The sequence below is a fragment of the Acinetobacter sp. YH12218 genome (assembly GCF_013417925.1).
In the GTDB taxonomy this organism is placed as follows: domain Bacteria; phylum Pseudomonadota; class Gammaproteobacteria; order Pseudomonadales; family Moraxellaceae; genus Acinetobacter; species Acinetobacter amyesii.
Genome location: NZ_VPDB01000018.1, coordinates 42,826 through 54,083, shown reverse-complemented (window position 1 = coordinate 54,083; position 11,258 = coordinate 42,826). Strand labels below are relative to the sequence as shown.

The window sequence follows — 11,258 nt, the reverse complement described above, 5'->3', positions numbered from 1 at the left end:
GTCAAACGAACAAATAGAGCAGATAGAATTTGCACTCAACCATCGTCCTAGAAAAACACTAGGTTGGTATACACCGAGTGAAGTTATGGCTGGTTTTTATACTGTTGCACTTGCCGCTTGAATCCGCTATTTAAAAAAGCTCTGGATATCTAAAAAATAATGAGAATCATCTAAAGATTTAAGGTGATTGTACGTAATTCTACTTTCCCCATCTAAATCCCTAAATAAAAGTTAATCAATAATTCTTTCAAACTCTGATTTACTAATATACGAAGAAAAATTATTTGTATAAATTTCAAACCAATGCAAATAATTCAATAAAACTATATAGAATCTTTCATGGACTTTGCCCACATTAAATTGATTGATTTCAAATAAAATTCCAGAAATAAACTCATTAAAATTATTTTTCATTAAAAAAATTCTGTTTTTGTTTTATTTATATACATTTAGAATATAACAATGAAACTCTATTTTGACAAATATAGATGGGCTATGTACTATATATACACCCACCTCAAAACGTCCCTATCGTCTAGAGGCCTAGGACATCGCCCTTTCACGGCGGTAACCGGGGTTCGAATCCCCGTAGGGACGCCAATTCTTCTGTCAGCTCTGAGACAAACTTAAAGTTTATTTATCTATAATTTATATTAATTGATTGCATCATCATTGCATTCTTCTCTACAATTACTCGCTTCATTATTTGATTCTCCTTTTTCTCTATGCAGTCATCACATTCTCCGAATGATGCTTCGCATCAGGGCAATTCTGCGCCGTTAAAACGCGCTATGAGTACTCGACATCTGGTGATGATTTCGCTTGGCGGCGCAATCGGTACTGGTTTATTTCTTGGTTCGGGTGAAGTCATTGCACAAACGGGGCCTGTAGGTGCCATTATTTCGTATTTTTTAGGCGGTATTATCGCCTATATGGTGATGCTTTGCTTAGGCGAGCTCGCTGTACATATGCCAGAATCTGGTTCATTTGGCGCTTATGCTAAACGCTATATCGGACCTGGTACGGGTTATACCATCACTTGGCTCTATTGGCTGACATGGTCAGTAACGCTAGGAACTGAATTTACCGCTGCTGCACTTTTAATGCAGGAATGGTTCCCAGACAGCTCTATGTGGATGTGGACCTTAATCTTTGGTGCTTTTGTATTCTGCTTGAATATGATTTCAACCAAATGGTTTGCTGAATCTGAATTTTGGCTAGCTTTAGTCAAAGTGATTACCGTTGTAGCCTTTATTATTTTAGGTCTATTGGCCATTTTTGGTGTTTTAGGCTATCAAGGCTATGAAGCTGCACCGCTGTTTAGCAACCTCACTGCACAAGGCTGGTTCCCTGAAGGTTTGTTCCCAATCTTCGCTACAATGTTGATTGTTAACTTTGCATTCTCAGGTACTGAACTGATTGGTGTTGCTGCGGGTGAAACCAAAGATCCAGCGAAAAATGTGCCTAAAGCCATTAACACGGCGATTTTCCGCTTATTGATTTTCTTTGTGGGTACCATTGTTGTTATTACTGCACTATTACCACACCAAGAGGCCGGCTTATCTGCCGAAGGTGTAAGTAGTTCACCTTTCGTAACGGTATTCCAGCACATTGGTATTCCTTATGCAGAAGACATTATCCGCTTTGTGATTATCACAGCCCTACTTTCTGCTGCAAACTCAGGTTTATTTGCTGCATCTCGAATGATGTGGTCATTGTCCTATAGTAAGCAATTACCTGCAGTGTTCTCTAAAGTGAACTCGCGCGGTATTCCTTATGTTGCCGTGATCGTGACCATGATCGGTGGTATGCCGGGCTTACTGTCTGAACAATTCGCTCCAGAAACCATCTTCAAAAACTTGTTAGGTGTCGCGGCATTTACCATGGTGGTGGTATGGATGAGTATTTGTTTAAGCCAATTCAACTTCCGCCGTCAGTGGTATAAAGAAGGTAAAACTGCAAAAGATTTAGCTTTTGCTGCACCACTCTTCCCAATTGTGCCGATACTCGGTTTTGTATTCTGTCTTATTACCTGTATTAGTATGGTATTTGACCCAGAAATGTTAACTGGCTTTATCTGCTGTATGATCTTCATTGTGGCGTGTTATATCAGCTACTACACCTTGTATCACAACAAAGATTGATCTGCGTTGTCATACCAAACACGATAAAAGAGTAACTTCGGTTGCTCTTTTTTTATGGCTATATTTTAATAAAAGTAGAATAAAAACTGGTCCGTCGATGAGGTGCAATATGCAGATCATCTTTATCCATGGCATGAATCAACAACAACAAACTGCACGTACGCTCGAACAGCATTGGCTTGCACTGTTGTCTCAAGGCTTAAAGCAAAGCCATCAAGAGACTTTTTTATCGTATATACAGCACCATATGCGCATGCCTTTTTATGGAGACTTACTCACGCGTTATCATTTGCAGAATATGCTTCAAGCCAGCACCTTGACACCTCAAACGTGGCCACATTTTCCGTTTATCCATCGCACTGAACTCCCAGAAAAATCACCAAAAGTACTTGAGCATCATGCTGTACAAAATAATCTACCTGACATCACCCTCAATGATGCTATTGGATTAAGCCAATCATTCAAATCGATCACTGCACTTGGCAAAGATCTTGTCCTACGCGATTTTGCAGTTTTAATGAATTATTTCCCAAAATTACATGCCACACTTTTGCATAAATTTTTGGTCGAAACTTATCTCTATTTATCCAATCCACACTTTATTCAGGCAGTTCATACTCGTCTGCATGAGCAATTACATCAAACGAAACCCACCCTGTTGATTGCACATTCGCTAGGTAGCGTGATTGCGTATCATTTTTTACTGTTACATCCTGAACTCAACATACAGCGCTTTATCACCTTGGGCTCACCTTTGGCTTTTCGTGTCATCCAAGCCCACTTACCTCAGCCTTTACAGCGACCTGATGCAATTTCAGGCGATTGGTTAAACTTTTATTCACATGATGATTTTCTCAGCGCTTTTCCACTGAGTCAGGCACCATTTGATTTTCAACCCGCCATTATCAACCAGCAAATTCAGACATCGATTGAACACCCACACGATATTGCTGGATATTTAACGCATCCAGAAGTTATTGCTACAATCTTACAAGTGTTGAAAAAACCGACATAAATAATGTATTTTTCAAACATTTTTAGCAAATTGTTTTAATTTTATGCACTCAACAACAAAAACTGAATTTATTTATAGAAAAGCGTTTGACACCCCCCGATTTTCACCCTAATATACGCCCACCTCTGAAACGTCCCTATCGTCTAGAGGCCTAGGACATCGCCCTTTCACGGCGGTAACCGGGGTTCGAATCCCCGTAGGGACGCCAATTTTCAGAAGTACATTTTATTAAGTCCCTATCGTCTAGAGGCCTAGGACATCGCCCTTTCACGGCGGTAACCGGGGTTCGAATCCCCGTAGGGACGCCATTATTTAGTCTAAAAACTTAGACTGAAATAAACGGTTTTAAAATTTGCTTTCTGTACTGTCCCTATCGTCTAGAGGCCTAGGACATCGCCCTTTCACGGCGGTAACCGGGGTTCGAATCCCCGTAGGGACGCCATATTCGAGTTGGTTTTAATCACTCATTAAAAAGCTCAAGCATTGCGACTTGGGCTTTTTTATTGCCTTAATTTCTAAATATTTCTTTTAAAAGTTTTGAATCATAAATGGCCTTAGGGGCAATCACCTGCTCATTCAGCGGAATATTTTGACCATAGCGCTGCCGCATTAGACGCTGGACTTCATTTTGTTTTAAATCAAATTGTTTCAGTTGTTGTAATGGAGAAAGTTCGATTCCTAAAGCATGCTGATAAGCTTTCCAAACAATTTCAGAACAGTAAATTGCACGGTCATCCCATTCAAAATATATATCATAGGGTTTGCCCAAGTACTTTTCTGCATGTTGTACCAACTTCGTTTTCTGCGGCACATTTAAGGGTTGTTTGAGCCTTTTTACGACATAGTGAGCATTCTCCCCACGCGTGATCCATTGATTTAAAGCGGTATATTGCACAGGTTGAATAGCTTCGAGCACCCAGGTTTGGTTATTTTTATTTACGATCATGCCCATGTGACTATAGGGCGAATGTGTGGCCTTTTGAATGCTTAAACTTTGCTGTGACTTTGAGATATGAAAAATGATATCCCCCGTCTGAAATACGGACTGGGCATAGAGGGCAGAACTGAGCCCCGAAAGAATGACTATTAATATTAAAATTTTAGACATTTTTATTGTAAGCAATATTGATATGAATAAAGGCAACCATAACATGGATGTATGCCGATTGCCCTTATTCTAATAATTCAATGATTGATTAAGCCGACTTACGTGAATTGACTTGCCCTTTAATGACCGCTGTTAAATTTCCTTTGAGATATTTAAAAAACACTTTTAACGGTGAAAGTTTAGGATTTGGCTGTTTGCCTTCACCAATCGATTTAAACTGAGCGGCATACCAAATAATTTCCATAATCGCCATTTTATCAATCATCGGTATGCCAGTTTTAATTTTGTCCACACCGTAACGAACATCCTGCCCCGCCAATAAACGATCAGCCAAATCGACTTCTACAGCGAAAGGACGTGCAATACCAATAAAATCACAAGCTCCACTGTCTAGTGCAGCATTCATGCCTTGCACGGTTCTAAACCCGCCGGTAACCATTAACGCGCATTTCACTTCTTTACGGATATTGTCCGCAAAATCGAGGAAATAAGCTTCACGAGCAATGGTACTGGCTTTACGTTTTTCTTCTTTAGCACCCGCCATCGCTGGCGCTTCATAGGAACCACCCGAGATTTCAATCATATCAATCCCTGCGGCATCGATTGCCTTAAAGACCTCAATCACATCTGCTTCGCTAATTCCGCCGCGTTGGAAATCAGCAGAATTCAGTTTGACCGAAATGATAAAATCATCGGTCGTCGCTGCGCGAACTGCCTTATAGATTTCAAGCAAAAAGCGCATGCGATTTTCATTTGAACCGCCCCACTGATCTTGACGTTTATTGGTCAGTGGCGACAAAAACTGACTAATTAAATAACCATGCGCACCATGCAATTGCACGCCTTCGAAGCCTGCCTTTTCACAAATGTGTGCGGCACGTGCAAAACGCTGAATGATATCTAAAATTTCATCTTCACGAAGTTCGCGCGGTGTTCCAAACGTTGTGGCTAACATCGGACTAAATGGCACAGCAGACGGTGCAACCGTTTCTTTATTTAAACCTTTAGGACATTGACGACCCGGATGTGAAAGTTGAACCAATTGCACCATGCCGTGCTTCTTGCCTAGCTCAGCCCACTGTGTTAACTGCTCCAAATCTCGCTCTGTTTCAGCGACAACAACCCCCGGCTCATTTTTAGCACGAAAATCCACCATGACATTACCCGTAATGGCACAGCCTAAACCACCTTTCGCCCAAGCTTCATATAATCCAAAATGTAAGTGATTGGGTTGGCCTGCGGTATTGGCCAATGCTTCACTCATTGCACCTTTAATGATGCGATTTTTAAATGTGGTATTACGAATTTTAAAGCTTTCAGCTAAATGGCTCATGGCAATGTCCAAAATGAAATAATAAGTCCTGAGTATTTACTCTAATTATTATTTTCTAAAGGTCAAGGATATTTTGACAATGACACTTGTCAAAATATCCATAAGTTTGATTTTAGTATTGGCTGGCTTCAATTAATTTACGGGTATAGTCCGTTTGTGGTCGCGCAAATAGATCTGCGGTGTCTTGAAACTCCATGACTTTGGCATGTCGCAGTACCAACACTTTTTGGCACAAGGCTTTGACCACGTGTAAATCATGACTGATAAATAAATAACTCATATTAAATTCTTGCTGCAAACGCCGTAGCAGCTTCACGATGGCTTTTTGTGTCGTCCGATCTAGTGCCGATGTGGGTTCATCGAGAATCAGCAGTTTAGGACGTAATACCAACGCACGTGCTAAGGCGACTCTTTGCCGTTGCCCACCGGATAACTCATGTGGATAACGCTGCTTGAATGAGCTTGCTAATTCGACTTTCTGCAAAGCTTCATCTATACGCTGTACAATTTCATTTGCAGATAAATGCTGTAAGGCCAGACCTTCGCCAATGGTTTGCTCTACATTGAGCCGTGGATTTAAACTACTGAATGGATCTTGAAAGACGATTTGAAATTCACGACGTAAAGGTCTGAGCTGTTTTTCTGAAAGTTGATTGATGGCGTGTTGATTTAACATAATTTCGCCATCACTTTCTATGAGCCGAGCAATAGCCAGTGCTAAAGAGCTTTTCCCTGAACCACTCTCTCCAACAATACCGATCGACTCACCTTCAGCCATTGTTAAATCCAAAGCTTCTACCGCAACGACATAATTTTTAATGCGATTCAATAAGCCTTGTTTGACTGGGAACTTCACTCCTAACTGGCGTAATTCTAAAAGTGTTTGAGTTTGCGAAACCTGTATTGCTTTACCAAAATCATGGTCTAATAAATTTTGGGTATACGCCTGCTTCGGCTGCTCAAAAATTTCCTGAACACCACCTTGCTCCACCACTTGCCCACGATTCATCACAATCACATATTCTGCATAGCGCTTGACCAAATTCAGGTCATGGCTAATTAATATCATCGCCATATTACGCTGCTGTTGTAGCGACTTTAATAAATTTAAGATTTGCGCTTGCAATGTGACATCTAAAGCCGTGGTTGGCTCATCAGCGATTAAAATATCAGGATCTAAGGCCAATGCCATGGCAATCATGACACGTTGACGCTGCCCGCCTGATAACTCATGTGGATAGCGTCTTAACTTATCTTCAGCATCAGGAATACCCACATCATTTAATAATTCTATAACGCGCTGTCGTGTTTTTGCCTTCGACCATCCCTGTAACAACAATGACTCACCAACAATCTTTTCCACACGATGTAAGGGATTTAAGGCCGTCATCGGCTCTTGAAAAATCATGGCAATTTTCTGTCCACGAATGTTTCGATGCTGCTCAGGACTCAGTCCAAGAATATTCTGTCCATTCAGGCTGACGCTGCCTGTGACCTGCAGATCACTTGGCAACAAACCGAGTATAGCTAGGCTGCTAATCGATTTACCAGAACCGCTTTCTCCAACAATGGCTATCGTTTCACCTGCATGCAAATTAAAATTCAGGTCTTCAACCAAGACCTGTGCTGCATGGGAAATATGTAAATGTTCAACCGCTAATACGATGGGAGGTACATTAACTTGATGATTATTGACGTCTAGGATCGAATGCATCACGTGTCGCCTCCCCAATGTAAATCAATAAAGACAGCACGATCGCTAAGGTAAAAAACCCCGATAAGGCAAGCCATGGTGCATTCAGATTGTTTTTCCCTTGAAGCAATAACTCACCTAAGGACGCGGCATCAGGCGGTAAGCCATAACCTAAGAAATCTAAGGCTGTCAGTGCCGTAATATTTGCCGTGAGCATGAAAGGTAGCTGTGAAAGACTGGAACTCATCGCATTTGGTAAGATATGCCGAAACATAATGGTGCTATCTGTAACGCCAAGACTCCGTGCTGCACGGACATAATCAAAATTACGAGCACGCAAAAACTCTGCACGAACCAAGCCGACCAAAGTGGGCCAGCCAAACAGCAGCATAATGACAAAGAGCCAATACACACTCGGAGTAAACATGCTGACCAAAATCATCACCATGAATAGCATCGGTAGTCCGCCCCAGACTTCTAAAATCCGTTGACCAATGAGGTCTACCCAGCCACCATAATAGCCCTGTATCGCCCCAACCATGATGCCCAATATGGCTGAAGCAAAAGTTAATGCAAAACCAAACAAGAGCGACACACGTAGTCCATATAAAATACGTGCGAGCACATCACGCCCTTGGTCATCGGTACCGAGCCAATTTTGTGCAGTCGGTGCAGATGGCACAGGCACAGCCAACTCTAAATTCGGTGTTTGATAGGAAAATTTAATCAGTGGCCATACAGCCCATCCTTTATCATCAATCAGTTGCTGTACCACAGGATCTTTATAATCTGCCTCAGTTTCAAATACGCCACCGAAAGCAGTTTCTGGATAACTTTTTAATACGGGAACGTATAAAGAATCATCGTATTTGACCAAGAGCGGTTTATCATTGGCAATAAACTCGACAGCTAATGACAACATAAAAATCAAGGCAAAGCTGATAAAGCATGTAAAGCCTAATTTATTTTCTTTAAAACGTTGAAAACGTGCTTGCATGATCGGAGACATTATTTTGCCCCCTGCGAATCAAAATTAATTCGTGGATCAATCATTTGATACATGACATCACTGATTAATCTTAATATCAGCCCCATCAAGGTAAAAATAAACAAGGTGCCAAAAATCACTGGATAATCACGCTGTACAATGGCTTCAAATCCTAATAACCCCAGACCATCTAGATTGAAAATAATTTCAATAAATAGATTTCCCACAAAGAAGATGCCAATTAATGCTTCTGGTAGACCAGCAATAACAATGAGCATTGCATTACGAAATACATGCCCATACAGCACACGTGATTCGGTCAAACCTTTAGAACGAGCAGCAAGAACATATTGCTTATTTAATTCTTCCATAAAAGAGTATTTGGTCAGATAAGTTAAGCCAGCGAAACCACCAATTACCATAGCAAACAAAGGCAACACCATATGCCAAAAATAATCTGAAATTTTGCCAAATACACTTAACTCAGCAAAATTCTCTGAAACTAAACCTTGTAGAGGAAACCACTGAAAATATGAACCACCTGCAAAAAATACAATGAGTAAAATGGCAAAGGCAAAAGCAGGAATGGCGTAGCCGATAGCCAATAAAATAGACGTACTTTTATCAAATAACAGACCATGTTGACGGGCTTTTTTAATGCCTAATGGAATAGACACCATATAGATCAGCAAGGTACTCCATAAGCCAAGGGATAAGGATACAGGCAGCTTTTCCCAAAGTAGCTGGGTCACAGGCTTATCTTTAAAGAAACTGGTACCAAAATCTAGCGTCACATAGCCCTTTAACATGAGCCAAAAACGTTCGAATAATGGTTTATCGAAACCATATTGCGCTTCGATTTTTGCCACCATTTCTTCACTGAGGCCTTTAGCACCTTGGTATTTACTGCCTGTCGTCGCAGTTTCACCACCACCTGTGTTTCCCATACCTTGAAAGGACTCAGCTTGCTGTATGGCTTGTTCAACAGGTCCTCCCGGTGCAATCTGAATCACGACAAAGTTAATCAGTAAAATGAAAAACAATGTTGGAATAATCAGGAGCAATCTTTTTAAAATATATGTGCCCATGTTGCTTTAACATTCCCTGTCATTCATTAGTATTTATTGTTGGCGCAAATAGTTTGCAACTTTTTTCGATTGCGCTTCATTACTCCACCAATAATCAATACCTGTTGATAATTTTGGTTTTACTTTTGGCTGTTGATACATATTCCAATACGCAAACCATTTTTCACCTTTACCATAGGTTGGAATTTGATAATACCCAGCTCTTAATAATCGATCCAATACTTTGGTACGCACCACCAATTGTTCACGATTTGGTGCCCGAATCACCTGTTGTATGACTTCATCAATGATCGGACTTTTAATGCCAGCATAGTTGTAATTGCCAGGCTGATCTGCCGATGCACTTCCCCAAAATTGCGCTTGCTCATTACCCGGATTGAGCGACTGTGGCATAACATTTGTTGTCATATCAAAGTCTTTCGAACGCATCCGTTCTATATATTGAGGCACGTCCACTTGGCGAATGTTTACAGTCACACCTAAACGTTTCATATTGCGCACAAAAGGCATTAATGTTCGCTGTAAGCCATCTTGGTGAATGAGAAATTCAATACGAATGGCTTGACCATGTCGGTCTAATAATTGACCATTTTTAAATCGATAACCAGCATTTATTAATAGCTGACGAGCAGTCAATAAATTATTTCGATTAAATCCACTAGCATCCGAAACGGGATATTTCCAGTTTGATAACACCCCTTTACGCTCTAAAGGGGTTAATTTCGTTAACAATGGTTTTAAAATTTGCATTTCAGCATCTGAGGGTACCCCTTTAGCTTCTAACTCACTATTTGAAAAATAGCTTTGTAGGCGCTGGTATTGACCATAAAACAGAGCTTTATTTTGCCATTCAAAATCATAAGCATAGGTTAAAGCTTGTCGAAAACGAATATCATTAAACGGCGATCGACGCGTATTAAATACAAAACTTTGAGTTGCAATTGGATTTTCATGCTTATCACGATACTTCACCACCATTCCTGCAGTGATGGACGGAAACTTATATTCCGTCACCCATTTTCGTGCTGTAAATTCCTCATGCAAAGTATATTGGCCAGACTTAAAGCCTTCAAAAGCAACATCTAAATTTCGGTAATAGACATATTTCAAATGATCAAAATTATATCGTCCGCGATTAATCACTAAATCACGTCCCCAATAATTAGGATTGCGCTTAAAACTAATACTACGGCCAGAATCAATTCGATCAAGTAAATACGGGCCAGAACCTAAAATCGGCTGCATAGTAATTTTAGTAAAATCTTTTTTTGCCCAATCTTTTTTGGAATAAATCGGCATTTGCGCCAATATTAATGGCATTTCAGCGTTATTACCCGACTTAAAGGTCATTTTGACTTCATATTTAGATAACACTTGGGTTTTATCTAAATCTGCCAAATACATTTGTAAACCTGGGTTTGACTTGGTCTGAAAAGTATCAAAACTAAATTTAACATCTTCAGCAGTGAGTTCTGAACCATCACTAAATCGTGCTTTTGGATTTAAGTGATAAATGACAAAATTCGTATGATCGGGGTCGAACGTTACCTTCTCAGCTAATAATGGATACATCACGCCAGGTTCATCTAAAGAGCTATCCATAAGGGAGTCAAATAAATAATTTACCCCCTCAGCCGCACTGCCCTTACCATTCATACTGTTTAAATTGTCAAATGTCCCATTTGATGAAGTACTTAAATATCCACCTTTGGGTGCAGAAGCATTGGCATAAGGCATGACTTTGACAGAGTCATATTTGGGTGTGCTATGAATCGCAATATAAGGCGTGGTCTGTATCGCAGACCACACACTTTGACCGAACAGAGTAAGCACACAAATCCCAATAGCTTGATGTGCTGATTTGAACGACACCAACATCACTGACAACT

General features: G+C 40.5%; 8 protein-coding genes, 4 tRNA genes and 1 pseudogene. 7 read left to right on the top strand and 6 right to left on the bottom strand.

Annotated features, from left to right (window positions below; all coding sequences use genetic code 11):
- The 7 genes and pseudogenes from FTV03_RS07275 to FTV03_RS07245 form a co-directional block, all read left to right on the top strand.
- Nucleotides 1–121: pseudogene (locus FTV03_RS07275) on the top strand (IS30 family transposase); the annotation flags it as partial.
- Nucleotides 122–524: 403 nt separating this feature from the next.
- Nucleotides 525–600, top strand: a tRNA-Glu gene (locus FTV03_RS07270).
- 125 nt (nucleotides 601–725) lie between these two features.
- Nucleotides 726–2,144 carry an amino acid permease gene (locus FTV03_RS07265; protein ID WP_180040731.1) on the top strand — a complete coding sequence of 473 codons (1,419 nt, stop codon included), beginning with the start codon at nucleotides 726–728 and terminating at the stop codon, nucleotides 2,142–2,144.
- 109 nt (nucleotides 2,145–2,253) lie between these two features.
- Complete coding sequence (locus FTV03_RS07260) at nucleotides 2,254–3,159, top strand: alpha/beta fold hydrolase (protein ID WP_180040730.1); 906 nt, start codon at nucleotides 2,254–2,256, stop codon at nucleotides 3,157–3,159.
- A 132-nt stretch (nucleotides 3,160–3,291) separates the two neighbouring features.
- Nucleotides 3,292–3,367: transfer RNA gene (locus tag FTV03_RS07255), tRNA-Glu, on the top strand.
- 24 nt (nucleotides 3,368–3,391) lie between these two features.
- Nucleotides 3,392–3,467 (top strand) — tRNA-Glu (locus FTV03_RS07250).
- 58 nt (nucleotides 3,468–3,525) lie between these two features.
- Nucleotides 3,526–3,601: transfer RNA gene (locus FTV03_RS07245), tRNA-Glu, on the top strand.
- A gap of 66 nt (nucleotides 3,602–3,667) precedes the next feature.
- Here the strand turns inward: FTV03_RS07245 and FTV03_RS07240 are convergent.
- From FTV03_RS07240 to FTV03_RS07215, 6 genes are all read right to left on the bottom strand, one after another.
- Nucleotides 3,668–4,267, bottom strand: coding sequence for a YiiX family permuted papain-like enzyme (locus tag FTV03_RS07240; protein ID WP_180040728.1), 600 nt, complete (start codon nucleotides 4,265–4,267; stop codon nucleotides 3,668–3,670).
- A gap of 88 nt (nucleotides 4,268–4,355) precedes the next feature.
- Nucleotides 4,356–5,600, bottom strand: a complete 1,245-nt coding sequence (locus FTV03_RS07235) for an NADH:flavin oxidoreductase/NADH oxidase family protein (RefSeq protein ID WP_180040726.1) — start codon at nucleotides 5,598–5,600, stop codon at nucleotides 4,356–4,358.
- A 112-nt stretch (nucleotides 5,601–5,712) separates the two neighbouring features.
- On the bottom strand, nucleotides 5,713–7,314 hold the full coding sequence (locus tag FTV03_RS07230) for an ABC transporter ATP-binding protein (RefSeq protein WP_180040735.1): 1,602 nt from the start codon (nucleotides 7,312–7,314) through the stop codon (nucleotides 5,713–5,715).
- On the bottom strand, nucleotides 7,289–8,302 hold the full coding sequence (locus FTV03_RS07225; protein ID WP_180004178.1) for an ABC transporter permease: 1,014 nt from the start codon (nucleotides 8,300–8,302) through the stop codon (nucleotides 7,289–7,291). The genes FTV03_RS07230 and FTV03_RS07225 overlap by 26 nt, the downstream gene beginning before the upstream one ends.
- The gene (locus tag FTV03_RS07220; RefSeq protein ID WP_180004177.1) at nucleotides 8,302–9,369 is read right to left on the bottom strand and encodes a microcin C ABC transporter permease YejB; all 1,068 of its coding nucleotides are present in this window, start codon (nucleotides 9,367–9,369) and stop codon (nucleotides 8,302–8,304) included. The genes FTV03_RS07225 and FTV03_RS07220 overlap by 1 nt, the downstream gene beginning before the upstream one ends.
- 33 nt (nucleotides 9,370–9,402) lie before the next feature.
- On the bottom strand, nucleotides 9,403–11,247 hold the full coding sequence (locus FTV03_RS07215; RefSeq protein ID WP_180004175.1) for an extracellular solute-binding protein: 1,845 nt from the start codon (nucleotides 11,245–11,247) through the stop codon (nucleotides 9,403–9,405).
- Nucleotides 11,248–11,258 lie beyond the last annotated feature (11 nt).

Coding starts and splice junctions, on each gene's coding strand:
- FTV03_RS07230 (WP_180040735.1), bottom strand. CDS start 7,314: ATGCATTCGATCCTAGACGTCAATAATCATCAAGTTAATGTACCTCCC.
- FTV03_RS07240 (WP_180040728.1), bottom strand. CDS start 4,267: ATGTCTAAAATTTTAATATTAATAGTCATTCTTTCGGGGCTCAGTTCT.
- FTV03_RS07265 (WP_180040731.1), top strand. CDS start 726: ATGCAGTCATCACATTCTCCGAATGATGCTTCGCATCAGGGCAATTCT.
- FTV03_RS07260 (WP_180040730.1), top strand. CDS start 2,254: ATGCAGATCATCTTTATCCATGGCATGAATCAACAACAACAAACTGCA.
- FTV03_RS07220 (WP_180004177.1), bottom strand. CDS start 9,369: ATGGGCACATATATTTTAAAAAGATTGCTCCTGATTATTCCAACATTG.
- FTV03_RS07225 (WP_180004178.1), bottom strand. CDS start 8,302: ATGTCTCCGATCATGCAAGCACGTTTTCAACGTTTTAAAGAAAATAAA.
- FTV03_RS07235 (WP_180040726.1), bottom strand. CDS start 5,600: ATGAGCCATTTAGCTGAAAGCTTTAAAATTCGTAATACCACATTTAAA.
- FTV03_RS07215 (WP_180004175.1), bottom strand. CDS start 11,247: ATGTTGGTGTCGTTCAAATCAGCACATCAAGCTATTGGGATTTGTGTG.